Origin of the sequence: Aeromonas sp. s13, from assembly GCF_040907905.1 — a bacterium.
Lineage (GTDB): Bacteria > Pseudomonadota > Gammaproteobacteria > Enterobacterales > Aeromonadaceae > Aeromonas > Aeromonas veronii.
Genome location: NZ_JBFOCS010000045.1, coordinates 23,304 through 48,787, shown reverse-complemented (window position 1 = coordinate 48,787; position 25,484 = coordinate 23,304). Strand labels below are relative to the sequence as shown.

General features: G+C 60.6%; 25 protein-coding genes and 1 riboswitch. Of the genes, 18 read left to right on the top strand and 7 right to left on the bottom strand.

Annotated elements, in window-relative coordinates; translation table 11 throughout:
- Positions 1 to 54 precede the first annotated feature (54 nt).
- The 11 genes from AB5Y82_RS08185 (at position 55) to AB5Y82_RS08135 (ending at position 10,047) form a co-directional block, all read left to right on the top strand.
- Positions 55 to 1,734 (top strand): sigma-54-dependent Fis family transcriptional regulator, encoded by a 1,680-nt coding sequence (locus AB5Y82_RS08185; protein WP_111900369.1) that lies wholly within the window; start codon positions 55 to 57, stop codon positions 1,732 to 1,734.
- A 129-nt stretch (positions 1,735 to 1,863) separates the two neighbouring features.
- A complete protein-coding gene (locus AB5Y82_RS08180; RefSeq protein WP_021229136.1) occupies positions 1,864 to 2,274 on the top strand; it encodes a VOC family protein in 411 nt (136 codons plus the stop codon).
- A 101-nt stretch (positions 2,275 to 2,375) separates the two neighbouring features.
- Positions 2,376 to 3,065, top strand: a complete 690-nt coding sequence (phoB, locus tag AB5Y82_RS08175; RefSeq protein ID WP_005338414.1) for a phosphate regulon transcriptional regulator PhoB — start codon at positions 2,376 to 2,378, stop codon at positions 3,063 to 3,065.
- Positions 3,066 to 3,073: 8 nt separating this feature from the next.
- The gene (gene phoR / locus AB5Y82_RS08170) at positions 3,074 to 4,369 is read left to right on the top strand and encodes a phosphate regulon sensor histidine kinase PhoR (protein WP_021229135.1); all 1,296 of its coding nucleotides are present in this window, start codon (positions 3,074 to 3,076) and stop codon (positions 4,367 to 4,369) included.
- Between the two features lie 178 nt (positions 4,370 to 4,547).
- The gene (locus AB5Y82_RS08165) at positions 4,548 to 5,522 is read left to right on the top strand and encodes a PstS family phosphate ABC transporter substrate-binding protein (protein ID WP_368173853.1); all 975 of its coding nucleotides are present in this window, start codon (positions 4,548 to 4,550) and stop codon (positions 5,520 to 5,522) included.
- A 181-nt stretch (positions 5,523 to 5,703) separates the two neighbouring features.
- Positions 5,704 to 6,510, top strand: coding sequence for a M48 family metallopeptidase (locus AB5Y82_RS08160; RefSeq protein ID WP_111900371.1), 807 nt, complete (start codon positions 5,704 to 5,706; stop codon positions 6,508 to 6,510).
- Positions 6,498 to 7,004 (top strand): GNAT family N-acetyltransferase, encoded by a 507-nt coding sequence (locus AB5Y82_RS08155; RefSeq protein ID WP_064337029.1) that lies wholly within the window; start codon positions 6,498 to 6,500, stop codon positions 7,002 to 7,004. Before AB5Y82_RS08160 ends, AB5Y82_RS08155 begins: the two co-directional genes overlap by 13 nt.
- A gap of 108 nt (positions 7,005 to 7,112) precedes the next feature.
- A complete protein-coding gene (locus AB5Y82_RS08150; protein ID WP_111900372.1) occupies positions 7,113 to 8,015 on the top strand; it encodes an ROK family protein in 903 nt (300 codons plus the stop codon).
- A 41-nt stretch (positions 8,016 to 8,056) separates the two neighbouring features.
- Positions 8,057 to 8,782, top strand: coding sequence for a copper homeostasis protein CutC (locus AB5Y82_RS08145; protein WP_111900373.1), 726 nt, complete (start codon positions 8,057 to 8,059; stop codon positions 8,780 to 8,782).
- Positions 8,783 to 8,932: 150 nt separating this feature from the next.
- Positions 8,933 to 9,544 (top strand): FKBP-type peptidyl-prolyl cis-trans isomerase, encoded by a 612-nt coding sequence (locus tag AB5Y82_RS08140; protein WP_005338405.1) that lies wholly within the window; start codon positions 8,933 to 8,935, stop codon positions 9,542 to 9,544.
- A 188-nt stretch (positions 9,545 to 9,732) separates the two neighbouring features.
- Positions 9,733 to 10,047: a DUF2845 domain-containing protein gene (locus tag AB5Y82_RS08135; protein ID WP_005338404.1), complete on the top strand. Its 315-nt coding sequence runs from the start codon at positions 9,733 to 9,735 to the stop codon at positions 10,045 to 10,047.
- A 52-nt stretch (positions 10,048 to 10,099) separates the two neighbouring features.
- On the opposite strand, the gene AB5Y82_RS08130 is transcribed toward AB5Y82_RS08135, so the two are convergent.
- Positions 10,100 to 10,318, bottom strand: coding sequence for a DUF1107 family protein (locus AB5Y82_RS08130; protein WP_005338403.1), 219 nt, complete (start codon positions 10,316 to 10,318; stop codon positions 10,100 to 10,102).
- A 203-nt stretch (positions 10,319 to 10,521) separates the two neighbouring features.
- Here AB5Y82_RS08130 and yfcD point away from each other — a divergent pair, with 203 nt between their 5' ends.
- Complete coding sequence (gene yfcD / locus AB5Y82_RS08125) at positions 10,522 to 11,004, top strand: NUDIX hydrolase YfcD (RefSeq protein ID WP_021229132.1); 483 nt, start codon at positions 10,522 to 10,524, stop codon at positions 11,002 to 11,004.
- Positions 11,005 to 11,087: 83 nt separating this feature from the next.
- Here yfcD and AB5Y82_RS08120 read toward each other — a convergent pair whose 3' ends face one another.
- Entirely contained in the window at positions 11,088 to 12,014 is a 927-nt protein-coding gene (locus tag AB5Y82_RS08120) for a phenylacetate--CoA ligase family protein (RefSeq protein ID WP_058056707.1), read from the bottom strand.
- A 155-nt stretch (positions 12,015 to 12,169) separates the two neighbouring features.
- On the opposite strand from AB5Y82_RS08120, the gene AB5Y82_RS08115 reads away from it, so the two are divergent.
- Together AB5Y82_RS08115 and AB5Y82_RS08110 are read left to right on the top strand one after the other, a co-directional pair.
- Positions 12,170 to 12,643: a peroxiredoxin gene (locus AB5Y82_RS08115; protein WP_111900374.1), complete on the top strand. Its 474-nt coding sequence runs from the start codon at positions 12,170 to 12,172 to the stop codon at positions 12,641 to 12,643.
- Positions 12,644 to 12,769: 126 nt separating this feature from the next.
- Positions 12,770 to 13,738: a calcium/sodium antiporter gene (locus AB5Y82_RS08110; RefSeq protein WP_005343920.1), complete on the top strand. Its 969-nt coding sequence runs from the start codon at positions 12,770 to 12,772 to the stop codon at positions 13,736 to 13,738.
- Between the two features lie 88 nt (positions 13,739 to 13,826).
- Here AB5Y82_RS08110 and AB5Y82_RS08105 read toward each other — a convergent pair whose 3' ends face one another.
- Positions 13,827 to 14,993, bottom strand: a complete 1,167-nt coding sequence (locus AB5Y82_RS08105) for a type III PLP-dependent enzyme (protein WP_058056704.1) — start codon at positions 14,991 to 14,993, stop codon at positions 13,827 to 13,829.
- Positions 14,994 to 15,500: 507 nt separating this feature from the next.
- A riboswitch (glycine riboswitch) is annotated at positions 15,501 to 15,616 on the top strand.
- Between the two features lie 249 nt (positions 15,617 to 15,865).
- On the opposite strand from AB5Y82_RS08105, the gene AB5Y82_RS08100 reads away from it, so the two are divergent.
- Positions 15,866 to 17,242 carry a sodium:alanine symporter family protein gene (locus AB5Y82_RS08100; protein ID WP_005338391.1) on the top strand — a complete coding sequence of 459 codons (1,377 nt, stop codon included), beginning with the start codon at positions 15,866 to 15,868 and terminating at the stop codon, positions 17,240 to 17,242.
- 114 nt (positions 17,243 to 17,356) lie between these two features.
- On the opposite strand, the gene AB5Y82_RS08095 is transcribed toward AB5Y82_RS08100, so the two are convergent.
- Positions 17,357 to 18,073: a protein ligase gene (locus AB5Y82_RS08095; protein WP_111900375.1), complete on the bottom strand. Its 717-nt coding sequence runs from the start codon at positions 18,071 to 18,073 to the stop codon at positions 17,357 to 17,359.
- A gap of 99 nt (positions 18,074 to 18,172) precedes the next feature.
- The gene (locus tag AB5Y82_RS08090) at positions 18,173 to 19,570 is read right to left on the bottom strand and encodes a nucleobase:cation symporter-2 family protein (RefSeq protein WP_368173852.1); all 1,398 of its coding nucleotides are present in this window, start codon (positions 19,568 to 19,570) and stop codon (positions 18,173 to 18,175) included.
- 246 nt (positions 19,571 to 19,816) lie between these two features.
- On the opposite strand from AB5Y82_RS08090, the gene AB5Y82_RS08085 reads away from it, so the two are divergent.
- Positions 19,817 to 20,938, top strand: a complete 1,122-nt coding sequence (locus AB5Y82_RS08085; protein WP_005349944.1) for a GGDEF domain-containing protein — start codon at positions 19,817 to 19,819, stop codon at positions 20,936 to 20,938.
- A gap of 33 nt (positions 20,939 to 20,971) precedes the next feature.
- Here AB5Y82_RS08085 and AB5Y82_RS08080 read toward each other — a convergent pair whose 3' ends face one another.
- Positions 20,972 to 21,220, bottom strand: a complete 249-nt coding sequence (locus AB5Y82_RS08080) for a YciN family protein (RefSeq protein ID WP_005338382.1) — start codon at positions 21,218 to 21,220, stop codon at positions 20,972 to 20,974.
- A 123-nt stretch (positions 21,221 to 21,343) separates the two neighbouring features.
- A complete protein-coding gene (locus tag AB5Y82_RS08075) occupies positions 21,344 to 22,723 on the bottom strand; it encodes an MATE family efflux transporter (protein WP_103251498.1) in 1,380 nt (459 codons plus the stop codon).
- Positions 22,724 to 22,843: 120 nt separating this feature from the next.
- Here AB5Y82_RS08075 and AB5Y82_RS08070 point away from each other — a divergent pair, with 120 nt between their 5' ends.
- Positions 22,844 to 23,701, top strand: a complete 858-nt coding sequence (locus AB5Y82_RS08070; protein WP_040066718.1) for an AraC family transcriptional regulator — start codon at positions 22,844 to 22,846, stop codon at positions 23,699 to 23,701.
- 69 nt (positions 23,702 to 23,770) lie between these two features.
- Entirely contained in the window at positions 23,771 to 25,465 is a 1,695-nt protein-coding gene (locus AB5Y82_RS08065; protein WP_005338379.1) for an NAD-dependent malic enzyme, read from the top strand.
- Positions 25,466 to 25,484: the final 19 nt, after the last annotated feature.

The window sequence follows — 25,484 nt, the reverse complement described above, 5'->3', positions numbered from 1 at the left end:
ACCGTTTCTGGACAGTGGCCGAGACAGTCGTGCTGTTTGTGAACAGGAGGCGTGATGAGTGAGTCACTTCAACCCGGTCCCGGTCCGATCCAGCGTTCCTGGCAGCGTTGCCTGCATCAGGGGCTGAGCCGCCAGCAGAGTGCCGAGCTGGACTTGCTGCCCCAAGGGGAGCTGTCGGCCCGTCAGGATCAGCACAGGGCTCTGATTTCCTGCTTCCAGCGCTTTGTGCTGCCGCTGTTTGCCCAGTTGCTGGCGGGTCGCCCTTGTCGCCTGTTGTTGTGTGACGGTGAGGGGGCCATTCTGGCCGCCAGTGGTGATGAGGGGTTCGCCCGCCATGCCGAGCGTATCTTTTTGCGCAGTGGCGCCCGCTGGAGGGAGGCGAGCAAGGGTACCAACGCCATCGGTACCGCGCTGGCCGAGCAGAGTGAAGTGCAGGTGCTCGGCAATCAGCACTTCTTCGCCCAGCACAGCTTCCTCAGTTGCAGCGCTTGCCCGTTGCTCGGGCCGGATGGGCAATTGCTCGGGGTACTCGATATCTCCACCGATGCTGCCCATCACGATGGCGATATGCTGGGCACGGTGCGGCTGCTGGCCATGACCCTCGAAAACGCACTGCTGGCGCGTCAGCCGGGCTGGCTGGTGGATCTCGATCCCCAGAGCCTCTGGTCCGCTCGCCTGTTGCTGGGAGAGGAGGGGGAACTGCTCGGCGCCAACCGGGCAGGCCGACTCTGGCTCGGCCAGCACCCTTTCGATGGCAGGCAACTGCTGCGCGAGGGGCGTGGCTTGCGGCTGTTGCCAGAAGCGGACGCGACACCTTCCCGCGCCGTCCTGCCGGGTCACTCAAGCCCGGTGCTACCTCCGCAGCAGGTGCCGCTCAAGATGCTGGAGCGCGGCATCTCGTTGCTTATCGAGGGGGAGACCGGCAGCGGCAAGGAGCATCTGGTGCGGGCCCTGCACCGAGCGTCGAGTCGGCGGGAGCAGCCACTGGTGTGCGTCAACTGCGGCGCGTTACCTGCAGATCTGGTGGAAGCCGAGCTGTTTGGCTATGTGGGCGGGGCCTTCAGCGGTGCCCGCAGCCAGGGCAGTCAGGGTTATCTGCGCGCAGCCCACGGCGGCATGCTGATGCTCGATGAAATTGGCGAACTGCCGCTGCAGGCTCAAACCCGACTGCTGAGGGTTTTGCAGGAACGCAGCGTGACACCGGTTGGCAGTCACAAGCCGGAGGCGGTGGATTTCTGGCTGGTCAGTGCCAGCCACCGGGATCTGGCGGCCATGGTGCAGAGTGGCGCATTTCGCGAAGACCTCTATTACCGGATCTGCGGCTGGCGCCAGCAGCTGATGCCGCTGCGCCGTTGGCCTGCCGCTGAGCGTCTGGAGCTGATCCAGCGACTGTTGGAGGAGATGGACCCGACCCTGCGTCTGACCCGCGATGCGGAGCAACAGCTACTGGCCCATCCGCTGCCCGGCAACGTGCGCCAGCTCAAGCAGACACTGGAAGTGGCCTGTGTGCTGGCAGAGGGGTTAGGTTGGATAGAACCCGCCCACCTGCATCTGCCCAGTGTGGCCACAGAGCCCGGCGCCTTGCCGATGGGGGAGGCGACCAGCTTGCGTGAACAAACCCGGCGGCAGGTACAGCAAACGCTGGCGGCATGCGGCGGCAACGTCAGCGAGGCCGCGCGCCAGCTGGGGATCAGCCGCACCACCCTCTACCGGACGCTGCGCGAAGCGCCTTGAGTGCTCACTCCCCCTCACCGGTTGTTTTCAAGACGCACATGACGGCTGGAGCCCTGCCCATCCAGCCGCTATGATGCGCCCTGGCCGGGGCATTGCGCCCGTTGACTCATCCGTTGAGGATTTTCTGCCATGTCACAACACATAGGGGCGCTGACCCTGCTGGTGGCTGATTACGATCAGGCCATTCGCTTTTTTACCGAGGGACTTGGCTTTGCGCTCCTGGAAGACACCCGGCTTGATGAACCGGGCAAACCGGGCAAGCGCTGGGTGCGGGTTGCCCCCAAAGGTGCCTCCGGTTCTGCACTGCTGCTGGCACAAGCGGCCAATGCGCAGCAGCAGGCCGCCATCGGCCAGCAGGGCGGTGGCCGGGTATTTTTGTTCCTCGAGACCACTGATTTCTGGGGGGATTACCAGCGCATGCAGGCGTACGGTGTTCATTTTTGTGAACAGCCTCGTGACGAGCCTTATGGCACCGTGGTGGTGTTTGAGGATATCAGTGGCAACCGGTGGGACTTGTTGCAACGTACTGCTGCCAACTGAATCTGAAAACGTTTATCATCCCGCCTGTCATAAAGTCATAAAAGTGTCACAGAAAATTCTAATAATTGGCGCACCCATCTTCACAGAGGAGAGAGAAGGGAATGGCTAAGCGAATTCTGGTGGTCGAGGACGAAGCACCGATCCGCGAAATGCTCTGCTTCGTGTTGGAGCAGAAGGGATATGAGACGATTGAAGCGGAAGATTACGCCGATGGACTGGCGAAGGTGCGCGAACCCTACCCCGAACTCATCGTGCTCGACTGGATGATGCCGGGCGGCAGTGGCATCCAGTTTATCAAGCAGCTCAAGCAGGATGAGGTGACGCGCCAGATCCCGGTGGTGATGCTCACCGCTCGCGGTGAAGAGGAGGACAAGGTGCGTGGTCTGGAGGCCGGTGCCGACGACTACATTACCAAGCCGTTCTCGCCCAAGGAGTTGACCGCTCGCCTCCATGCGGTGATGCGCCGCGTGTCGCCCACCTCGGTGGACGAGGTGATCGAGGTGCAGGGGCTGAAACTCGATCCTGTCTCCCACCGGGTCAGTGCCGAAGAGAAGGCGCTCGACATGGGGCCGACCGAATTCAAGCTGCTTCACTTCTTCATGACTCACCCCGAGCGGGTCTACAGCCGTGAACAGCTGCTCAATAATGTCTGGGGTACCAATGTGTACGTCGAGGACAGAACCGTGGATGTGCATATTCGTCGCCTGCGCAAGGCGATTGAAGAGACAGGGCACGACAGATTGATCCAGACGGTGCGTGGAGCCGGATACCGCTTCTCAACCCGTCTCTAGAGGCAGTTATGTTGCAACCTTACGCCTGGCGGCGACAGTTGTGGCGAATGGCGTTTTTTTACGCCCCCTTCGCATTGGTTGGCTGGTTGATTGATCATCTTGCCCTCTGCCTGTTGGTGGCGGCCGTGTTGCATCTGGGCTGGCACTATCGCTTCCAGAAGCGGCTCTCTGACTGGCTGTGGCACGACCGTAGCCTGGTGCCCCCCAGCGGCAATGGCAGCTGGGAGTACATCTTCAACGGTATCTACAAGCTGCAGCAGCGTCACCGCGCCCGTCGCCGCGAGCTGGCGGGGCTGATCCGCCGCTTCCGGGAGGGTGCCGAGGCGCTGCCCGATGCCGCCGTAGTGTTTCGCACCGATGGCAGCATCCTCTGGTGCAACCGGCTGGCGGAGCAACTGCTCGGTTTTCGCTGGCCGGAGGATGCCGGCCAGCATATCGGTAACCTCATTCGCAATCCTGCCTTTAACGCCTATCTGGGCAAGGGGGCGTATGACGAGCCCCTCGAGATGCACTCCCCGGTCAACGAGGAGAAGTTTCTCGAGTTTCGCATCATGCCCTACGCCTCGGATCAGGCGATGCTGGTGGTACGGGATGTCACCCGCTTGCGCAGTCTCGAGAAGACCCGCAAGCACTTCGTCTCCAACGTCTCTCACGAGCTGCGCACCCCGCTGACCGTGCTCAAGGGCTATCTGGAGATGACCGAGGAGCCGCCCCCGCCCGCCATGTGGGCCAAGGCGCATCGGGTGATGATGGAGCAGACTATCCGGATGGATAATCTGGTCAATCAGCTGCTCACCCTCTCCCGTATCGAGGCGGCTCCGACCGTGGATCTCTCCCATCTGGTGGACATGCCTGCCATGCTGGGGCTGCTGGAGCAGGAGGCGCGGGCGCTCTCGGGCGAACGGGCCCACCAGATCGAATTTGTGGTGCAGCCCAATCTGCTGGTGCGCGGGGATCAGGAGCAGCTGCGCAGTGCCGTCTCCAACCTGGTCTATAACGCCATCCACTACACCCCGGCGGGGCGAAAAATTACCGTGGAGTGGCGCAAGCAGGGGGCGATGGCGCTGTTTGCCGTGAGCGATGAAGGGGAGGGGATTGCCCCCGAGCATCTGGCGCGGCTGACCGAGCGGTTCTATCGGGTCGACAAGGCACGCTCGCGCCACACCGGCGGCTCAGGCTTGGGCCTTGCCATCGTCAAGCATGCCCTCAGTCATCATGACTGCCAGCTCGATATCGAGAGCCGGGTCGGCCTTGGCAGCCGCTTCAGCTTTCTCATCCCGAGCCGTATGGTGGTGATTAAATAGTCTTTTATGGCAATGAGTTAGCTGCAAAAGGAGGGCCTTTGAACGGGCCCTCTTTTCATTTGTTCAAATCTGTCACCATGTCATTAAAGTGTCACATTAAATCCATAAATTTGTCACTGCCAGGTCAGATACTGGCGCCGTCTTAAGAACGGACCTTCTGTAACTTTGGAGAGATTGGATGAAACTCAACAAACTGGCTGGTGTAATCGGATTCACCGCAGCAACCCTGTTTTCTGTCAGCGCCCTGGCTGCCGGTGTGGATAAAGACCTGCCGGATTACACACCGACCAGCGGCATTTCGGGCAACCTGTCCTCTGTCGGCTCTGACACCCTGGCCAACATGATGACCCTGTGGGCCGAAGAATTTAAGCGCTTGTACCCCAACGTCAACGTGCAGATCCAGGCCGCCGGTTCTTCTACCGCACCGACTGCCCTGACCGAAGGTGTTGCCCAGTTCGGTCCGATGAGCCGTGCCATGAAGGCCGGTGAAGAGGAAGCATTCGAGAAGCGTTACGGCTACAAGCCGACTGCCATCCGCGTTGCAGTCGATGCCCTGGCGGTGTTCGTCAACAAGGACAACCCCATCAAGGGGCTGACCATGCCGCAGATCGACGCCATCTTCTCCAGCACCCTCAAGTGCGGCGAAGCCAAGGCTGCCACCAAGTGGTCTGATCTGGGTCTGGACGGCAACTGGTCCTCTAAGGATCTGCAACTGTTCGGTCGCAACTCCGTATCCGGTACCTACGGTTACTTCAAGGAGCACGCCCTGTGTAACGGCGACTTCAAGAGCGGCGTGAACGAGCAGCCGGGTTCTGCCTCCGTGGTGCAGTCTGTCTCTGCCTCCCTGAACGGCATCGGCTACTCCGGTATCGGTTATGTCACCTCCGGCGTGCGTGCCGTACCGCTCTCCAAGGATGGCAAGACCTTCATCGATGCGACCTCCGATAACGCCATCACTGGCAAGTATCCGCTGTCACGCTTCCTGTACGTTTACGTGAACAAGCATCCGAACAAGCCGCTCTCCCCGATGGAGCAAGAGTTCGTCAAGATGATGCTCTCCAAAGCAGGCCAGAACATCGTTGCCAAAGATGGCTACGTGCCGGTGCCGGCCAAGGTGGTACAGGCTGACCTGAAAAAGCTGGGTATCATGTAACTGCCTGCAGTCAGCATGCCCTGATAAAACGAGCCCCAAGCGGGCTCGTTTTGTTTTTGGCGGCTGTCAGTTTTGTTAATAGCGCAGGATGGATATTTTTCCGCCAGCCGGGGGCTGGCTCCCTTGCGCAGCAGGGCGGCATTTCCGAGAATAGGGCAACGTTATGGCAAAGGATCCCTTCATGATTGCGTCCCTCACCAAGTTTGGCATGGTAGCCCTCTGTAGTTCCCTGCTGGTCGCCTGCGCCCAGTCGCCGACCGGCCGCAGCCAGATGCTGCTCTACTCTCCCCAGCAGATGAACCAGCTGGGCGCTGACTCCTTCGAGCAGATGAAAAAGCAGGAGAAGGTGAGCAAGGATGCCAAACTCAACGCCTATGTCTCCTGTGTCGCCAAGGCGGTGACCGCCCAGGTGCCGGCCAGCTATGGCATCACCAACTGGGAAGTGGTGGTGTTTGACTCCAAACAGGTCAACGCCTTCGCCCTGCCCGGCGGCAAGATCGGGGTCTACAGCGGCCTGCTCAAGGTGGCCAAGAATCAGGATCAGCTGGCGACCGTCATCGGTCACGAGTTGACTCACGTACTGGCCCAGCACTCCAACGAGCGACTCTCGCGTAGCCAGCTGGCGGGGATCGGTCTGGCGGCTGCGGACATTGCCATGGGCACCAGCGAGTATCGCGGCGCCACCATGGCCGCCCTTGGCCTCGGGGTCGAGGTGGGGGTGATGCTGCCCTACGGCCGCACTCAGGAGAGCGAAGCGGATCGGCTGGGGCTTGAGCTGATGGCGCGCGCCGGGTTCAATCCGGCCGAGGCGATCCCCCTGTGGCAAAACATGAGTGCCGCCGCCGGTGGCAACTCCCCGCCGCAACTGCTCTCCACCCACCCGAGCAACGAGAACCGGATCGCCGAGTTGCAGGCGCAACAGGCGCAAGTGTTGCCGCTCTATGAGCAGGCCCGCGCCAACGGTCTGGTGCCCCAATGCAAGGTATAAGCCTGCGCATGGCGCGCAGCGACGATGCTGCTGCCATGACGGTGATGCAGCGAGCCAGCTGGCTCGCTGCCTATGGCCAGGTGCTCGGAGCCGACCTGCTGGAACAGCTCGATGTCACTGCTCATCTGCAGATCTGGCAGAGCCGTCTGGCCGAACCGGGCCCAAGGCCCATGCTGCTTTGTCTCGACGAGGTGGTGATTGGCCTGCTCTACTGGCAACCACAGCAGGAAGCGGGACAGAGCCATGCCCTGATCCGCGCTTTTTACCTCCATCCCGACCACTGGCGACAAGGTTATGGTAAACGGCTGTGGCAGGCGGTGGCGATGCAGATGCGCCGCGCCGGTTGCCATAGCGTCAAATTGTGGCTGCTCGATGGCAACCACATCGGCGAGGGGTTCTACCTGCGACGCGGCTTCGTCTTTGATGGTGCAGAGCGCACCCTGATAAGCCTCGGGCAGCCCTGCCTGCAGCGACAAATGAGCCGTTTGCTCTGATCACTCTCCCGTTTTTCGCCTTCGGTCACTTTATTTTTTTTGCGAATTAATACAATGTCCCCCTTGGAACAGAGTTGGATAAACACGGGCTGACAAGGGAGTGCTGGCATGTATTACGGCTTTGATATCGGTGGCACCAAGATCGCCTTCGCGGTCTATGACGGTGCATTGAACCTCTGCCATGAGGAGCGCATGAGCACCCCGGGCAATGATTATGAGGGGCTGCAGCTGCTGATCCGCTCCCGGGTCGAGCAGGCGGATGCCCGCTTCGGCGCACGGGGCTCGGTCGGCATCGGTTTCCCCGGTGTCATCAACAGCCACGATCACAGCATAGTGGCGGCCAATCTGCCCTCCATCAATGGTCGCCATCTGGGCGCCGATCTGGCCGAGCTGCTGGAGCGGCCGGTCAAGGTGGATAACGACGCCAACTGCTTTCTCTGGTCCGAAGTGCATCAGGGGGCCGCCGACGGCGCCGGCAGTGCGCTTGGTGTCACCATCGGCACCGGTATCGGCGGCGCCGTCTATCTGGCGGGCAAGCTTATTCAGGGGCGCAACTGGCTGGCTGGCGAGATTGGTCACTACCCCCTGCCCGCGACCATGCTGATGAAGTACCCCGAGTTGCCCCGTCCCCGTTGCGGTTGCGGTCGTCTGGTCTGTTTTGAAACCTATGCCTCCGGTACCGGTCTGGAGCGTCTCTATCACCATTTCCATGGCCAGCGCGCCACGGGTCACCAGATTGTGGGACGCTTCGAGGCCCATGAACCCCATGCGGTCGAGACGGTCGAATGCTGGCTGGAGATCATGGCCGCCGGGCTTGCCACCGCCATTTCGGTGATTGATCCCGAGGTGGTGGTGTTGGGGGGCGGCCTGAGCGGCCTGCCCGCCCTCTATGAACAGCTGCCGCTGCGTCTGCCCGGTCACTTGCTGCCCGGGGTCGCCCTGCCCGAGATCCGCCAGGCCCGCTTCGGCGGTGCTGGTGGTGTGCGCGGCGCAGCCTTGCTCAATCTATGAGATCAGATGTGGGGTCTGATCTCCCCGAAAAAGGAGTCCTCATGACCCGTCTTGAAATCTGTATCGACAACCTGGAATCCCTCTTCACCGCGCAGCAATCCGGGGCGGATCGCATCGAGCTCTGCTCTGCACTGGGTCTGGGCGGCCTGACCCCCTCCTACGGTTTTATGCAGCAGGCGGCCCGCCATGCCACCGTGCCGGTTTATGCCATGATCCGCCCGCGCGCCGGGGATTTTTGCTTCAACGACGGCGAGTTCGAGATGATGCTGCAAGATATCGCGGCGGCCCGCGCTGCCGGTCTGCAAGGGGTAGTGGTCGGTTTGCTGGATGAGGAGGGGCGGGTCCCCGCCGCCAAACTCAAACAGCTGGTGGATGCTGCAGGACCGTTGGGGGTCACTTTCCATCGCGCCATCGACCTCTCCTCCGACTGGCGCCTCGATCTGGAGACCATAGTCGCGGCCGGTTGCGAGCGCATTTTAAGCTCGGGCCATGCGCCGACTGCGTTGGCTGGGTTGGAAACCCTGCAGGAGATGCAGCAGGCGCTGGCGGGGCGTGCCAGCCTGATGCCGGGGGCCGGGGTCAATGCCGACAACGTGCGTACCATCATCGAGTTCACCGGGGTGAGCGAAGTGCATATGTCCGGCATGGGCTGGCGCGGTGGCATGGTGCCGCACGGAGTGAATATGGGCACTTCGGATGATGGTCGGGTCAATATCACCGATGGCGCCAAGGTGGCTGCGGTCAGAGTCTTGCTGGATCGCGGTTAAGCAGATCGCCGCCGTTGGGCGGCGTTCATCCGCATCTTGTGTGAAGTTCCTCCCACTGACGGGGAAATCAGGGGCGCCCCCGGCAGCACCCCGGCCAAAAGTCTGATATTATCCCGCCTCTTTACTACATGGATCTGGAGCAACATCTCAATGTCCCAATACGACTCTATCGAACAGAAGGCCAGCTATGGCATCGGCCGCAACATGGGTGATCAGCTGGCGCAGCAAGCCTTCGCCGGTCTGGATATCCCGGCCCTGCAACAAGGTCTGGCAGATGCCCTGAATGGTCTGGAGTTCGCGGTCAGCCGTGACGATATCAATGATGCCTTCCAGGTGATCACTGCGCGTATGCAAGAAGAGCAGGAAGCCGCCGCCAAGGCCGCCGCTGCTGACGGCGAAGCCTTCCTGGCTGACAACGCCAAGCGCGCTGAAGTGAAGGTGACCGACTCCGGTCTGCAGTACGAAGTGCTGGTAGAAGGCAACGGTGCCGTTCCGGTAGCCGGTCAGTCCGTGCGTGTGCACTACCACGGTACCTTCACCCACGGTGGCGTATTCGACAGCTCCGTCGCTCGCGGCCAGCCGGCTGAATTCCCGGTGACCGGCGTGATTGCAGGCTGGGTTGAAGCGCTGCAGCTGATGCCGGTTGGTTCCAAGTGGAAGCTCTACATCCCCCACGATTTGGCTTACGGTGCCCGTGGTGCAGGTTCCATCCCGCCCTACTCTGCATTGGTATTTGAAGTTGAGCTGCTGGACATCCTGTGATCCTGCTGGCTTGATGCAAACGGCGACCCTCGGGTCGCCGTTTGTTTTTGGGTTATGTGATAGACAGCATTTGTCGCGACCAGCGGGCTGGAGAGCAGAAAAGGGCGGCACTTTTGCGCCATTGACTGGTTTTTTCAGAAACGGGAACAGGCATACTGCGACTCATTAGAGAGGATAAGGAGAACCCGATGAGCAAGAAGATGAAGAAAGTAGCGGGGCTGGCCCTGTTGCTGCTGAGCATTCCGGCCAGTGCCGATGCCATGCGCTGCAAGAACGCCCTGATCACCGAGGGAGACACCACCGCCGAGATGCTGCTCAAGTGCGGTGAGCCGATGTTGCGTGAAGAGCTCAACCGCAACGAGGAGAACCAGTTTGGCAACATGGTACAGGTCAAATATGGTGAACGCTGGACCTACAACTTCGGCAAGAACGAGTTCATGCGCTTTGTGACGGTGCGCAACGGCATCATTACCGATATCGAAAACGGCCCGCGCGGCCAGTAGCCGGCGGGCAAAGCATGGATGCACAACAGACAGTAGGGCAAGACCCTTTGACTCACATGTCCGGCAAGGGGTCGCGGTGACCAAGTTGTCTGACCGCCAGATTGATCTGGCGAGCCAGTCTTAGCCGCTGGCGGCAGGTCAGGCCATGGAGGCTGATCCTGCCTGCGTTGAATTCAAATGTCCCCAGCGACTCGATGGCAAAATAGCCTCGATGAAAGCTCTTGATGTAGCGAGCGATCTGCCGTGGGGATAACTGCTTGAATACCTTCATCACTCGGTTCCCTGATTGCCTGGAAAGGGCACACTATGGTGTCGGTCGATGACACTGATATGACGGTTTATAAAGATTTGCATGAATCCTTATTTTGCCAGTGAGTTCGGCAAATTGACGGCGTCATCGAAAAAGTTGTGCCATGACAAACCACCGCACCGATATACTGCGGGCTTGAATGGAACAAACGAAAGGGCCTGTGCGTGGAATGGGTTGATGTGGTGGACGGGAATAACCGGGTGATTGGCGTGGCCGAGCGAGCCAAGGTGCGGCGAGAGAATCTCTGCCATCGTGCCAGCTATATTCTGGTGCTCGACGACGCGGATCGGATCCTGGTGCAGCGGCGCACCCTCAGCAAGGATTTCTGCCCCGGCATGCTGGATGCCTGCGCCGGTGGCGTGGTCACCACCGGTGAGGAGATGGAGCGCTCCGCCCGCCGCGAGCTGGCCGAAGAGCTGGGGATTATGGATGTTCCCCTGCAGGGCTTTGGCAGCTTTTATGCGGAAGGGGAGGGCTACCGGGTCTGGGGTGGCCTCTTCAGTTGCCGTTATCAGGGGCCGCTGCAGTTGCAGGCCGAAGAGGTGAGCGCGGTGCACTGGATGAGCCTGGCCGAGATTGCCGAGCGTGCCAGCGAATTTACCCCTGACTCCCTGCTCGCCATCGCCACCTGGCAGGCAAGGCGCTGACCAACTTCATATATCCTCTTCTCCAGAGACAAGACGGGCAGCCTGATGGCTGCCCGTTTACATTTGTGCATTTACTTGGCCTGCTACACCAGCTTGAGGCGCCGGTTGGTGCGCCCGCAAGCGCTCGGTTTGGCGAGCCAGTGACCTTGCCAGTCGGTGGCTAGCCGCAGCAGCGGATACTCCAGATCTAGTCGGGTCACCACCAGCTGGCCTGTTTCATCGCCACTCACGGGATTGCCGCTGGCGGGATCGATGATTTCGACGATGCAGCTCTCGTTGACGATAAAGCCCTGACCGGGCTGACTCTCGTAGGCCACCACCCCCACATCCTGCCACACCAGACAGTTGAGGGCCGCAATGCCGTGAATGGCGCGCAGTGGCGCGGTTTCCGGGTGAGTGGCTTCACACAGCAGGGCGCGGCGCAGCGAGTCGCTCGGGATCTCCGCCGCTTCGGCCGCTTCCAGCAGGTCGAGCAGGGTCACCAGCGGGCCGACGTAGCCGGTGGGTTGATAGCGCAGCAGTGCCTCCAGCTGGCGCTGGGTATCGTGGGGGCCACAAGGTACCACGGGGGCACCCAGCTGGCGGGCACCGTTATCGAAGATAAAGGCGGTGGGGCCAGCATGATAGTCGTGGCCGTTGAGCATCACTTCCCCCGCCTTGAAACCGGCGGCAAACAGCGCCCGGGCGGCCCCCCACCAGTCAGCCCCCGCATATTCGGGGATGGCCAGCTGGCCCGGACAGGAGAAGACCCGCAGCGCCTGACTGGCGGGGCGGCCGGTGAGACCGGCAAAGGGGGGATGAGCCTGCTGGGCGGCAAAGAGCTCTTTGCTGTCCAGCAGTGGCAGGGTGGCCAGCTCTGCCAGATCCTCGAGGCGACACTGGCGATAGGCGCTGGAGTAACCGGCGCAATATTGACTGACATGGGTAAGCTGATGATTGAGCTGGTCCAGTTGTTGCTGTTCGCGCATGGCGGGGGGACGAATTTCCAGACCATCGTAATAGTGTTGCATGGGGCCTCCTGGCGCCGTGAAACCAGCTCAAGAGTAGTCTGCCCAAGGGGAAAATGCCTGCCGCTATCCATGGTCAGGCTCAGAGCCGCTGTTAGGCAGCATCGTCACTCTGGGATAAACTGGCGACTTCCCATCACGACTCAGGACGAGAAATCATGATTGCTGTAGGACAACCCCTGCCTGCTGGCGAATTTACCTTTATCACCGCCGAGGGCAAGCAGTTGCGGGATAGCAAGACGCTGTTCGCCGGTAAAAAAGTGGTGCTGTTTGCGGTACCCGGCGCTTTTACTCCCACCTGCTCCAATGCTCATCTGCCCGGCTATGTGGTGCTGGCTGATCAGTTTATGGCCAAAGGGGTGGATGCCATCTGTTGCCTCTCGGTCAACGATGCTTTCGTGATGCGGGCCTGGCAGACGGCCCAGAATGCAGAGGCGATCACCATGCTGGCGGATGGCGACGGCAGCTGGACCCGGGCGCTGGATCTGGCCAAGGATACCGGCGCCTTTGGCGGCATCCGTGCCCAGCGCTTTGCGTTGATCGCCAACGATGGTGTAGTCGAGCAGCTGTTTTTGGAGGAGCCGGGCAAGTTCGAGGTCTCCGATGCCGCGAGCCTGCTGGCTGCACTGTGAAATGTTAATCACGGTTTGATTTCCCCTTGAAATGGGAGGCGGCACAGCTACACTGGCGCCACTTTCCCATGGTGCCTGCCCGTTTGGGCTGGCGCTTCGTTGCAGATAACAAGAGATGAAGATCCTATGACCCTGGCTTTTGTTGCCCTGATTGCCGGACTGGCGCTGCTGGTCTGGAGTGCAGACAAGTTTGTCGATGGCGCTGCCGCCACCGCCCGTTATGCGGGGATGCCGCCGCTGCTGATCGGCATGGTGATCATCGGTTTTGGTACCTCGGCCCCGGAGATGGTGGTCTCGGCGCTGGCGGCGTCCCAGGGCAATCCCGGGTTGGCGCTCGGCAACGCCTATGGCTCCAACATCACCAATATCGCGCTGATCCTGGGTCTGACGGCACTGATCAGCCCTATCGCGGTGGCCTCTCAGGTGGTGCGCAAGGAGATCCCGATCCTGCTCGGTATTACCCTGCTCTCTGGCGCCCTGCTGATTGATGGGCATCTGGGCCGGATGGATGCGGTCATTCTGGGGGCCGTCTTCGTTGCCCTGATGGGTTGGTCCATCTGGGCTGGCATGAATGGCAAGGGAGATGCGCTGGATACCGAGACCGCTGAGGATATCGAGAGCGAGGGGATGTCCCTCAAGAGCGCCATCTTCTGGCTGGTGGTCGGGCTGGTGCTGCTGATCGGCGCTTCCCGCCTGTTGGTCTGGGGGGCGGTGACCATCGCTCAGGCACTCGGTATCAGCGATCTGGTGATTGGTCTCACCATAGTCGCGGTGGGAACCTCCCTGCCGGAGCTGGCTTCTTCACTTATCGCCATTCGCAAGAACGAGCATGATCTGGCCCTTGGCAACGTGCTCGGCTCCAACCTGTTCAACACCCTGGCGGTGGTGGGGATTGCGGCGGGCATCCACCCGCTCGATGTGGCGCCGGAGGTGCTCACCCGTGACTGGAGCATCATGATGGGGTTGACCCTGCTGCTGCTGGTGATGTGTCTGGGCCGCAAGGGGCAGGGCCGTATCAACCGGTTGGAGGGGGGCGTGCTGCTCACCTGCTTCGTCGCCTACACCGGCTGGCTGCTGACCAGTCAGTTTATCTGATAGAGGTTGGTGAAATGAGAGAGGGGGAAGCACAAGCTTCCCCCTCTTGTTTTTGCCCAGTGAACCTGTTGGCGAGCGAGTTGTGTGCTCAGGCTACTGCCACCAGCTTCTGCCCCTTCTGGCTGCTGTCCAGAATGAGGATGCTGGCCTTGGGGAAAAAGTTGAAGGTGGAGGCCGAGGCCCAGGTGTAGGCGCCCATCACCTTGCCAACCACCAACTCGCCGATAGCCAGATCCGGCAGCATGATGCCATCGCGGATCACATCCACGCTGTCGCAGGTGGGGCCGGAGAGCACCGAGTTGTGTTGCTCGCCACTGGCATAAGGCGTGCTCACCGGATAGGTGACGTGGTCATAGAGCTGGCCGTTGTAGCTGCCGTAGAGACCGTCATCCAGGTAGTACCAGATCTTGTCGCCACGGTGGGCCTTGCCCATCACGCTTGAAACCGAAGTCATGGCCGGCGCGCTGATAAAGCGGCCCGGTTCGGCAATCTTCTGCACGGTAGCGGGCAGCTTGGCCAGCGCTTCACGGATCGGCGCGCAGAAACCGTCGATATCGAACTCTCCCCCTTCATAGTCGACCGGGAAACCGCCGCCGATATCCAGCACCCAGGGCTTGAGCCCGAGCGCCCAGGCCTGCTCCATGATCTCGCGGCAGGCGTCGATGGCCTGCACATGGCGACGGGCGTGGGGTACCTGAGAGCCGACGTGGAACGACAGCCCCATCACCTTGATCCCCTTGGCGTGGGCCAGTTGCAACAGCGGCAGCGCCTGCTCCGGAGTGCAGCCGAACTTCTTGGAGAGATCAACCTTGGTCTCGGGGTTGGGGAAGCTGACCCGCAGCAACAGTTTCACTTCGTCCTTGTAGGGAATGAACTTCTCCAGCTCCAGCGGGTTGTCGTAGACAAACACAGTGCAGCCGAACTCCAGCGCATAACGGATATCGCTGTCGCGCTTGATGGGATGGGTATGAATGCAACGTCCCGGGCGAACCCCCTGACTGCGCACCAGATCCACTTCGCCATTGGTGGCCAGATCGAAACAGGCCCCCTCTTCCTTCAAGACAGAGACCACCGCCTCATGGGGCAGGGGTTTGAGTGCATAGTGCAATCGTACATCGGGCAGGGCGGCGGCCAGGGCCCGATACTGTTTGCGGACGGCTGCCTTGTCGAGCAGCAGCAGGGGGGAGCCGAATTGTTCAACCAGCTGACGGTAATCTTGTGCGACCACATCTTTTGCAACCAGGGCGTCGTTCATTCTCTTTTGGTCATCCTTAGGGGGCGTGATATGCCCAAGCCATATGCGATTGAACCGGCGACGGCCGGGTCAGGCGAGCGGTCCGGTGGGACCAACCGAACACAGTGCATAAATTGATGGCAAAGTGCTTGGTTATGCAGCGGATTATCGGCTTATTGATTCTGTGCGCAAGCATTTTGATTGGATATGTCGGCAAGATTTTCTTGGCGAAACGAGAGGGATCACTGTTCTCTATCCGCCATTTTTCCCGTTTGGGTCACATTTGATCCGTGAGAGCCTAACTTGTTGATAGTTAACTAACATTTAACATTCTTGCTGCGATTATGGTGGTCACTAAAAAAATATAAATGGGGGCGGCCAAGTGCGAGACAGCTCACATTTTTTGGATTAACATGCCGACTTCCTAATCCAAACTAGTTCGGATGAAGGTAGCAGGAGAGCGATGGGCAACCATCCACCGAAGAAGTGAATCTTTCAGGTACCGGGCAACCGGTGTGGACTGCTACTGGACGATACTCTGGAGAGACCCGTTAAATCGGGCGCCGAAGGAGCAAGGCACCATGACTACCCGCAAGGGCAGGCTGGCGCCGGAAACTCTCAGGCAAAAGGACAGAGGGGATGGGATGGTTGTACCTGGGCTTGGAACTGTTCACGATCTGTAACGAGAGGTCGTCAGCAAGGTAAAGAGCAGCGCAGGAACCGGAGTGTATGTAAATACATGAGGCTTCCGAGCAGCGCATGAGCCTTGATCACGGCCTCGCAGCAAGAGTGTGAACACGTTCCTGGCCCGCATCCGATCGCCTCTGGGGATCGCGACACCTATGGGAAGATCATCCTTCTCCTCCTTAATTTCTGTTTCTTAAGGAGGATGCATGTCATCAATTCAATCGGCGTTAACCGCCATCGATAGCTTTATCTGGGGACCACCCCTGCTGATCCTGCTGGTCGGGACCGGTATCTATCTCACCCTGCGTCTGGGTCTGCTTCAGGTGGTGCGCTTGCCGCTCGCTCTGCGGCTGGTCTTTGGTCGCGATCAGGGGCAGGGCAAGCAGGGGGATGTCTCCAGCTTCGGCGCCCTCTGTACCGCCCTCTCTGCCACCATTGGTACCGGCAACATCGTCGGGGTGGCTACCGCCATCAAGCTCGGCGGCCCCGGTGCCCTGTTCTGGATGTGGATGGCGGCGCTGTTCGGCATGGCCACCAAGTACGCCGAGTGTCTGCTGGCGGTCAAATATCGCGAGCAGGATGCCAATGGCCAGATGGCTGGCGGCCCTATGTACTATCTGGAGAAGGGGCTTGGCTCCAAGCCGCTGGCCAAGCTGTTTGCCCTGTTCGGTATCGGCGTGGCCTTCTTCGGCATCGGTACCTTCCCGCAGGTCAATGCTATCTCAGACGCCATGAGCCTCTCCTTCTCGGTGCCCCGTGAAGCGACCGCCGTGGTGCTGACCCTGATCGTGGCGCTGGTGACCCTGGGAGGGATCAAGTCCATCTCCAGCGTGTCGAGCAAGGTGGTGCCCTTCATGGCCATCTTCTACATCGTCGCCTGTCTGGGCGTGCTGGTGAACAACGCCAGCGCCTTGCCCGATGCCGTCATGCTGGTTATCGAGAGTGCCTTCACCGGCCATGCGGCGACCGGCGGCTTCGTCGGCGCTAGCATCATGCTGGCCATTCAGTCCGGGGTAGCGCGCGGGGTCTTCTCCAACGAGTCAGGGTTGGGCTCGGCGCCCATCGCAGCGGCGGCGGCCAAGACCGATTCGTGCGTGGAGCAGGGGCTGGTCTCCATGACAGGTACCTTCATCGACACCATCATCATCTGCACCATGACCGGCCTGACCCTGGTGGTGACCGGCGTGTGGAGCGGCGATGCAAGCGGCGCGGCCATGACCAGTCTGGCCTTTGCCCAGGGGCTCGATGCCCATGTTGGCCAGTATCTGGTGAGCATTGGCCTGCTGTTCTTCGCCTTTACCACCATCCTTGGCTGGAACTACTACGGCGAGCGCTGCACCGAGTACCTGTTCGGGGTGAAGGCGATCAAGCCCTATCGTCTGGTCTATCTGGCGCTGGTAGCGAGCGGTGCTTTCCTCCATCTGGACATGATTTGGCTGCTGGCCGATATCGTTAACGGCCTGATGGCGGTGCCCAACCTCATCGGCCTGATTGGCCTGCGCCATGTGGTGATCGCCGAGACCCGCGCCTACTTTAGCCGGGATCTGGATAGCGAAGCCGAGCCGGAGCCGCAGACGGCCTGAATGCCTCAGCCCGTTTCACGTTCCCATTGAAAAGAACAAGCCACGACTCTGGTCGTGGCTTTTTTGTGCGCAGTGTCTCTGGATGGGTACTTTCCCTCTCCCTTCGGGATAAGGTCAGGATGAGGGGGATAGCCCCTCGCTAAGCAGGTTATCCAGATGTGCTCGCACTTTCTCTACCAGTGCCTGATCGCTACCGCGCCAATCGATGCAGCTTGCCAGCGTGGTGGAGGTTCCCGCCATAAAACGCAGCTCGCCGCCCGCCAATTCGTAGAAGCGGCTCGCCATCCTGGTTCCCTCATCCACATCACCCGCCACCAGCAGCATGGCTTGCGCCAGCACGGCGCCCTGGTGATCCTGCCCCGGCGCCAACCAGCGCTGGGCGGTACCGGTGATCTTGCGTCCCCCGATCACCAGATTGTACTGACCATCGCAAAAGGAGCCGGGCACGAAGTCATAGCTTCCCTCAAGGCCGTACTCTGCCAGCAGGGTCAGCAGCGGCGCCCCCAGCAGCCGGTAGTAGTGGGCGAGATCTGTGGTGGTACGGGGCAGCAGCAGAGATAGGTTGAGGATCCCCGCCCCGTGGGGCACGGCAGTGCCGCCGCTGTCGCGCACATGCACTGACCAACCTTCAGCTGCAAGTTGCTGGCAGGCGGCTTCGTAATGGGGGAGGCGGGTATCCTTGCGGGTGACAATCAGACATTGGGGCGCCTGCCAGAGGTGAGCGCGGGGCTGGCCGTCATGGGCACAGTCGCGCAGCCAGCGCTGCTCTTGCGCCAGTATCTGTGCGGGTGAAGCGGTATCGGGAAGGGTGGATAGCAGGCGATAGGGCATGGCGGCATCCTCAAAAAAGGCTGCCCAGCACACTACCCGTGGCGACTGGCAAGGTAAAGCCCCGCAGTGCGGGGCTGTTTGCTATCGGTAGGCTGTGTCTCAGGAGTGGCGCGCTTCGCGCTTGGGCAGCAGCAGGTTGAGCACGATGGCGGTGATGCCACCGGTGGCAACTCCGTAGGAGAGCACGCTCTTGGCCAGCTCCGGCAGGTGTTGCAGCACTTCCGGCACTTGGGCGACTCCCAGCCCCATGGCCAGCGACACCGCCAGGATCATCAGAGCGCGGCGATCCAGCTCCTCGCGGGCAATGATGCGCACGCCAGCGGCGGCGATGGTGCCGAACATGACGATGGTAGCTCCGCCCAGCACGGGTTCCGGGATCTGCTGTACCAGACTGGCGACCGCCGGGAACAGGCCAAGCAGCGCCAGCATGGCGGCGATAAAGAGCCCGACGTGACGGCTGGCGACGCCGGTCAGCTGAATAACGCCGTTATTCTGGGCGAAGGTGGACATGGGGAAGGTGGAGAAAACCGCCGCCAGCATGGAGTTGGCACCATCGGCCAGCACGCCGCCTTTGATCCGCTCCATATAGACAGGCCCTTCCAGCGGCTCGCCGGAGATGTCCGAGGTGGCGGTCATGTCGCCGATCGCTTCGAGCGCCGTCACCACGAAGATGATGGCGAGCGGCACGAACAGCTGCCAGTCAAAGCCTAGGCCGTAGTGGAGCGGAATGGGCACCATCACCAGCGGACCGTCGAAGGTGGGGGCGCTCACTTTGCCCAACAGCAGGGCCACGGCATAGCCCGCCAGCATGGCGATCATGATGGCGGAGAGGCGCAACCAGGGGTTGCGACTGCGTTGCAGCAACACGATAAGGCCGAGCACCAGCAGGGAGAGGAAGAGGTTGGTGTGACTGGCGAAGCTGCCATCAGAGAGGGCTGCATAGCCGCCGCCCATGCTGATCAGGCCCACTTTGATCAGGGTCAGGCCGATCAGCAGCACCACTATGCCGGTGACCAGCGGGGTGATGATCCGTTTCACCAGATGGAGGAAGCGGCTCATCACCACGATAGTGAGTGCGGCAACCATCATGGTGCCAAACAATGTGCCCAACAGATCCTCGTTGGGCATGGCGGCCTGTTTGAGGGCGAGACCGGAGGCGATGATGGGGCCGAGGAAGTTGAAGCTGGTACCTTGCACCGAGAGTAGGCCGGAACCGATGGGGCCGAAGCGGCGGGTTTGAATGAAGGAGGCGATGCCGGACATGACCAGCGACATGGAGACGATATAACGGGTGTCGGCGGCAGGGAGGCCGAGGGCATTGGCGATAATCAGGGGCGGGGTAATGATGGCGACAAACATGGCGAGCATATGCTGCAGGGCGGCGAACAGCGTCTGGGGCAGAGGCGGGACATCCTCTATGCCATAGACCAGTTCGCTATGGGCTCGCCTGGGTGGATGTGCCTCTCGATTGGCGCGTGTGACAGCAGCCTGTTCCATAAGTACCTCGAATTGTGTGGGGAGGGGGAGAAAATTGGGCGCTATTGTAGTGATTGAAATGAGGCTGACCAGCGCTAATTATGCAAAAAAAGGTTTATTTTTTGATGGGTTGAAACGTTTGCGCGCTGCGATTATCATCTGTCGGTTTGTGTGACCGACATCTCCTTTTTATTCTCCCCGCTAATGACATTTTTACCACTTTGTAGGTGTAGAATGAGCCCTCAGTATTCATCGTGGAGACTCTGGATGCTCAAGTTGTCAGAGTTCTGGAGTGCGAGGGTTCACTCCGAAGACTTTACTCGTACTCGCATGGGCTTTATGACGGTGCGTTTGCGCCTGCTGACCTGCTTGCTGATGCTCGGATTGCCCGCCTGGGCCGTGGTGGATTGGCTGACCTTGCCCGCCGTTCATTTCGAGCAGCTATTCCAAGCCAGGATCTTCTGCACCCTGGCGCTCTCGCCACTTATTCCGCTCTCGTACCTCATCCACTTCAAGCGGGAACGGATGAAGCTGGCCCTTGGCTACCTGATGGCCGTGATGATGCTCTTCTCCCTCTTCTGCCTGAACAGCTTTGGCGCCGGACAGGAGTTGCAGGCGGGCTATGCTGCTTTTCCCTATCTGCTGATCACCCTGTTTGCCATCTTCCCTATCCCCCTCTCCCTCGGCTTGCAACTGGCAGGCGTGGTACTGGTGACCATGCTGCTGGGCCACTGGCTGCTGGTGGGCCAGAGCATCTGGAGTCAGGCCACCCTGAATCAGGTGTGGGTGCTCGGCATGTTTACCATGGCCAGTTGCTGGGTGCAGTGCGGTCAACTCAACATGCTGCTGCGGCTCTATCGGGAATCGACCACCGATGAGCTGACCGGCATGATGAACCGCCGCCTGCTGATGAAGCAGCTGGAGCAGGCCAGAATCCGGCTGCAACTCAAGAAGAAGCCCTTCGCGGTGATGCTGCTGGATCTCGATCGCTTCAAGCGGATCAACGATATCTACGGCCATCTGGCGGGGGATGCAGTGCTCAAGGAGGTGGCGACCACCCTAGGGGAGCAGCTGGAGCCTGACATGGTGCTGGGGCGTTATGGTGGTGAAGAGTTTGCCATCCTGATGCACAACTGCGCCGATCCGGCGCTGGCGAGCAAAATGGCCGAGCGGCTGCGCATTGCTGTCGAGGCGCGGCTGGTGAAGAGCCCCACCTCGGACGAATTGCTGGAGGTGACGGTGAGTATCGGGATTGCCATGGCTCGTTCCGATGACACCATCGATATTCTGATCAACCGTGCCGACGAGTGTCTCTATCAGGCCAAGATGGCGGGACGCAACTGCGTGGTGGTCGAGGGGCAGAACCGCGCAAAAACAGATGCCGCCTGAGGGCGGCATCCTGTTGGCAATGAGCTGGTGCGATCAGGCCAGCTTGTACTTGCCGGAGAGCTGCTGAGCCAGCAGCTTGAACATGTTGAAGACCGCCATGGTCTTGCCGGTCGGGGTGCCATCTTCGGCCAGGAAATACTCCCCCTTGAACACCAGAATATCCCCCTTCTGCTCCACCGAATCGGCGCGCATACCGTGGATGAAGTCTTCATGCTCTTTGATGATCTTGTTGGCCATCTCAAGCAGGGCCGTCTCGGTGATCAGCTCTTTCTGTGGTTGCATGCTCGTCTCCTTAAACGACTACTGGACAGGGAAACCGTGGATCCCTGCCTCTGATTGAAGAGGCGCCCAGCATACTGCAAACAGGGTTTTTCTGTCATTGATATGACCCCGATTTGTGGCTGTTTATCCAATCACCAGATTCTTCAACCAGCAGCGCTGGCGAATACGGCGCTGCACCAGCAGCACCTTGCTGAGCTCCTCCAGCAAGACCACCGCCACCACCCAGGAGAGGGGCCAGCCGAGCAGCGTGACCGCCACCCAGGCGAGCGGGATGCCGATGCACCACATGCCGACGATGTCGATAAAGATGCTGTAGTTCACATCACCGCCAGAGCGCAGCACCCCGATGATCCCCACCATGTTGAACACCTTGAGCAGCATCCCGAGACACATGATGCCGAGCACCTGTCCAGCCTCTGTCATCAGCTCGGGGGGCAGGTTGCCGACCCACTGCAACAGGTTGGCTTGCAGCAGCCAGACGATGATTCCCACCAGTAGCGCGCCGATGGGGGCGAGCAGCAGGAACAGCTGGGAGTGCTGCCAGGCGACCTCGTACTCCTCGGCCCCGAGCCGGTGGCCGAGCAGGGTGGAGCAGGCCACCGCCAGTCCGAAGAAGAGGGAGATCAGGATGCTCTCCAGGGTGCCGAGTGTGGTCATGATGGCCAGCGAATCGGTGCCAAGATGGGCGTAGAGAAAGCCGTAAATCAGCATGCCGAAGGCCCAGAGGCCGTCATGGAACAGTAGTGGCAGGGCGATCAGGGTAAAGCGCACCACCTCCTTGCGCTTGAAGGCGGCCAGCCAGTCTGGTGCGCGCGGGATCAGGCGCGCCTCATAACGCTTTACGTAGAGCAGCAGCAGGGCTGTCTGCAGCAGCCGGGAAATGGTGGTGCCCCAGGCCGAACCGGCCACCCCCATCGCCTCGAAGCCGAAGTGACCGAAGATGAGGGCGTAGTTGAGGATGACGTTGGCGATGATGGCGATAATGCCGATGCGGGTCGGCGCGGCGGCATTGCCCACCGAGCGCAGGGCTGATTCCAGCGGCACCACGATGGCGGTACAGAGGATGGTAGCGCCGGTGATCATCAAGAATTGATCCGCCAGCTCGCGCAGTGCCGGATCCTGACTGGCAAAGCCGAGTACGCTGCCCGGTGATAACACATAGATGAAGGCAAAGGGCAGGGTGACCAGCAAGGCGCCCACTATGGCCAGCGCCAGGGAGCGGCGCACCCCGGCCATCTCCCCGCGCCCGAAGTATTGTGCTGCCAATACCGAGACCCCGCCCGCGAGGCCCGCTATCACCAGCAGATTGAAGAAGAAGACCCGGTTACCCAAGCCGACCGCCGCCACAGCCGTGGTGCCAAGCTGGCTCACCATCATGATATCGATGAGGCCGAGCAGGGAGAACATCATTGATTGCAGCGAGACAGGCAGGGCCAGCCGCCACAATCGGGTCATGAACTCGCGATCGGTGGTTTGTTTTAAAATCGCTTGCCAATAATTCATAGTTGTTAACCGGGTATGAGAAAAGCAAGGTTTGTCAGGGGTATGATAGGGACTGGCGAGGCTCTTCTCACTGTGAGTAGCTCTCGATTTTCTTGTGTAAAAATATCCTGTTGAGGTGTTATGCCATTTGCCAGCGAGTGTCTGGAGATAGCACCAGCCTGCGAAGAGCAGATGCTGGGACGTGAAGGGCTGCCCCTGCTCGGCGAGGCAGGGATCTTCCTGACCGGCCTCTCCCGGGTGCGGGATCACTACCTCATTCGCCGCAATCGCCCCGAGTTTCACATTCTGATGGTGAGTCACGATGAGGGGGGGGCGCTGCTCACCGACGAGGGGGAGCAAGCCATTCCGGCCGGGTCACTGATTTTCCTGCCCGCCGCCGTGCCCGGCGGTCTCAAGCTGATTGGCGAAAGCTGGCAGATCAGCTGGATTTTGCTCGATGACGTGCCGCGTTGGCAGCATCTGCACCGCCTTGGTCACCGTATCTGGCAGGGGGATGGCGGCGATCAGCTCTACCATCTGCTCAGCCTGATGCAGGGGGAGGGGGTTCGCTCCCCGCTACAACCCCAACTGCTCAGCCTGTTGTTGGCGCTGCTGGAGCGCACCCTGCAAGGGGAGGTGCGCGGCACCCCTGAACTCAGATTGCAGGCACTGTTTCGCCGGGTGGAGGCGCGCCTGGACGAACCCTGGAGTGTCGCCCTGCTGGCCCGACAGATGGCCTGCTCCGTGCCCCATCTGCATCGCCTCTGTCAGCAAGCGTTCGGTATGGGGCCGATGGCGAGGGTGACCGAGCTCAGAATGAACAAGGCGCGCCAGCTGCTGCTCTATACCAACTGGCCACTTGGCGAGCTGGCGGCCCGGGTCGGTTACAGCGATGGGGCCAACTTTGCCAACCGCTTTCGTCGTCTGACTGGTCAGACCCCCGGCGCCTTTCGTCGACTGGGTCGCAAACCTTTTGCAACGGATGTGCAAACTCTTTGAAATTAATGAGACAAGCCCCTAGGATCGGCGGGTCCCTGCGTCTAGCTAACCGTTTAGGTACCAAGATCCATGTTTGAAGATAATAACCAGAAACGTCCTCTCTACATTCCCTACGCCGGTCCCGCCCTGCTGGAGACCCCTTTGCTCAACAAGGGCAGCGCCTTCACCAGCGAAGAACGCAGCAACTTCAACCTCGAAGGTCTGTTGCCCCAGAATATCGAGACCATCGAAGAGCAGGCCGAGCGTGCCTATCGCCAGTTCATGGCGTTTGGCAACGACATGGACAAGCACATCTATCTGCGCAACATCCAGGATACCAACGAGACGCTCTTCTACCGTCTGCTGCACAACCACCTGACCGAGATGCTGCCCATCATCTACACCCCGACGGTGGGCAAGGCGTGCGAGGAGTTTTCCAACATCTATCGCCGCGCCCGTGGCCTGTTTATCTCCTATCCGGACAAGGACAGGATCGATGACATGCTGCAAAACGCCACCAAGCAGAACGTCAAAGTGATCGTGGTGACCGATGGCGAGCGGATCCTGGGTCTGGGTGACCAGGGGATCGGCGGCATGGGCATTCCCATCGGCAAGCTATCCCTCTACACCGCCTGTGGTGGCATCTCGCCCGCCTACTGCCTGCCGGTGGTGCTGGATGTCGGCACCAACAACCAGCAACTGCTCAATGACCCCTTCTATATGGGGTGGCGCAATCCGCGTATCTCGGGGGATGAGTATGCCGAGTTCGTCGATGCCTTCATTCAGGCGGTCAAGCGCCGTTGGCCCGACATCCTGCTGCAGTTCGAGGACTTCGCCCAGAACAACGCCATGCCACTGCTCAACCGCTACAAGAACGAGCTCTGCTGCTTCAACGACGACATTCAGGGCACTGCTGCCGTGACGCTGGGCAGCCTGATCGCCGCCTGCAAGGCCTCCGGCGCCAAGCTCTCCGAGAAGCGGGTTGCCTTCCTCGGTGCGGGCAGCGCCGGTTGCGGTATCGCCGAGCAGATCGTGGCACAGATGAAGGCCGAGGGGCTGACCGATGCCCAGGCCCGCAGCCGGGTATTTATGGTGGACCGCTTCGGTCTTATCACCGACAAGATCCCCAACCAGCTCGACTTCCAGCGCCGTCTCTCCCAGCCGGTGGAGCGGATCGCTGACTGGCCTGTGGGGGACAATATCTCCCTGCTGGAGGTGATGGAGCACGGTCGCCCGGACATCCTGATTGGGGTCTCCGGTCAGCCGGGGCTGTTTACCGAAGAGGTGGTCAAGACCATGCACAAGCACTGTGCCCGTCCCATCATCTTCCCGCTCTCCAACCCCACCTCCCGGGTCGAGGCGACGCCGGCAGACCTTATCCGCTGGACCGACGGTCAGGCGCTGGTGGCCACCGGCAGCCCGTTCGCACCGGTGGAGCACAAGGGCAAGCGCTACGTCATCGCCCAGTGCAACAACTCCTTCATCTTCCCCGGGATCGGTTTGGGTGTTATCGCCTCCGGTGCCACCCGGGTGACCGACGCCATGTTGATGTCGGCCAGTCGCGCGCTGGCAGAGTGTTCGCCGCTGGTGAAAGGGGAGGAGGGTTCTCTGCTGCCGGATCTGGCGGATATCCATCAGGTCTCCCGCTACATCGCCAAGATGGTGGCCAAGACCGCCATGCTGCAGGGCAAAGCGGTGCAGACCCCGGACGAGGTGATCGATCAGGCCATCGACGCCAACTTCTGGCATCCGGAATATCGCCGCTACCGTCGCACCTCGTTCTGATTTCTGCGGGAAGATGCAA

Bases quoted from the DNA above. Each gene is read 5' to 3' on its own strand.
- AB5Y82_RS08185 (WP_111900369.1), top strand. From the start codon at position 55: ATGAGTGAGTCACTTCAACCCGGTCCCGGTCCGATCCAGCGTTCCTGG.
- AB5Y82_RS08180 (WP_021229136.1), top strand. From the start codon at position 1,864: ATGTCACAACACATAGGGGCGCTGACCCTGCTGGTGGCTGATTACGAT.
- phoB (WP_005338414.1), top strand. From the start codon at position 2,376: ATGGCTAAGCGAATTCTGGTGGTCGAGGACGAAGCACCGATCCGCGAA.
- phoR (WP_021229135.1), top strand. From the start codon at position 3,074: ATGTTGCAACCTTACGCCTGGCGGCGACAGTTGTGGCGAATGGCGTTT.
- AB5Y82_RS08165 (WP_368173853.1), top strand. From the start codon at position 4,548: ATGAAACTCAACAAACTGGCTGGTGTAATCGGATTCACCGCAGCAACC.
- AB5Y82_RS08160 (WP_111900371.1), top strand. From the start codon at position 5,704: ATGATTGCGTCCCTCACCAAGTTTGGCATGGTAGCCCTCTGTAGTTCC.
- AB5Y82_RS08155 (WP_064337029.1), top strand. From the start codon at position 6,498: ATGCAAGGTATAAGCCTGCGCATGGCGCGCAGCGACGATGCTGCTGCC.
- AB5Y82_RS08150 (WP_111900372.1), top strand. From the start codon at position 7,113: ATGTATTACGGCTTTGATATCGGTGGCACCAAGATCGCCTTCGCGGTC.
- AB5Y82_RS08145 (WP_111900373.1), top strand. From the start codon at position 8,057: ATGACCCGTCTTGAAATCTGTATCGACAACCTGGAATCCCTCTTCACC.
- AB5Y82_RS08140 (WP_005338405.1), top strand. From the start codon at position 8,933: ATGTCCCAATACGACTCTATCGAACAGAAGGCCAGCTATGGCATCGGC.
- AB5Y82_RS08135 (WP_005338404.1), top strand. From the start codon at position 9,733: ATGAGCAAGAAGATGAAGAAAGTAGCGGGGCTGGCCCTGTTGCTGCTG.
- AB5Y82_RS08130 (WP_005338403.1), bottom strand. From the start codon at position 10,318: ATGAAGGTATTCAAGCAGTTATCCCCACGGCAGATCGCTCGCTACATC.
- AB5Y82_RS08120 (WP_058056707.1), bottom strand. From the start codon at position 12,014: ATGCAACACTATTACGATGGTCTGGAAATTCGTCCCCCCGCCATGCGC.
- AB5Y82_RS08115 (WP_111900374.1), top strand. From the start codon at position 12,170: ATGATTGCTGTAGGACAACCCCTGCCTGCTGGCGAATTTACCTTTATC.
- AB5Y82_RS08110 (WP_005343920.1), top strand. From the start codon at position 12,770: ATGACCCTGGCTTTTGTTGCCCTGATTGCCGGACTGGCGCTGCTGGTC.
- AB5Y82_RS08105 (WP_058056704.1), bottom strand. From the start codon at position 14,993: ATGAACGACGCCCTGGTTGCAAAAGATGTGGTCGCACAAGATTACCGT.
- AB5Y82_RS08100 (WP_005338391.1), top strand. From the start codon at position 15,866: ATGTCATCAATTCAATCGGCGTTAACCGCCATCGATAGCTTTATCTGG.
- AB5Y82_RS08095 (WP_111900375.1), bottom strand. From the start codon at position 18,073: ATGCCCTATCGCCTGCTATCCACCCTTCCCGATACCGCTTCACCCGCA.
- AB5Y82_RS08090 (WP_368173852.1), bottom strand. From the start codon at position 19,570: ATGGAACAGGCTGCTGTCACACGCGCCAATCGAGAGGCACATCCACCC.
- AB5Y82_RS08085 (WP_005349944.1), top strand. From the start codon at position 19,817: ATGCTCAAGTTGTCAGAGTTCTGGAGTGCGAGGGTTCACTCCGAAGAC.
- AB5Y82_RS08080 (WP_005338382.1), bottom strand. From the start codon at position 21,220: ATGCAACCACAGAAAGAGCTGATCACCGAGACGGCCCTGCTTGAGATG.
- AB5Y82_RS08075 (WP_103251498.1), bottom strand. From the start codon at position 22,723: ATGAATTATTGGCAAGCGATTTTAAAACAAACCACCGATCGCGAGTTC.
- AB5Y82_RS08070 (WP_040066718.1), top strand. From the start codon at position 22,844: ATGCCATTTGCCAGCGAGTGTCTGGAGATAGCACCAGCCTGCGAAGAG.
- AB5Y82_RS08065 (WP_005338379.1), top strand. From the start codon at position 23,771: ATGTTTGAAGATAATAACCAGAAACGTCCTCTCTACATTCCCTACGCC.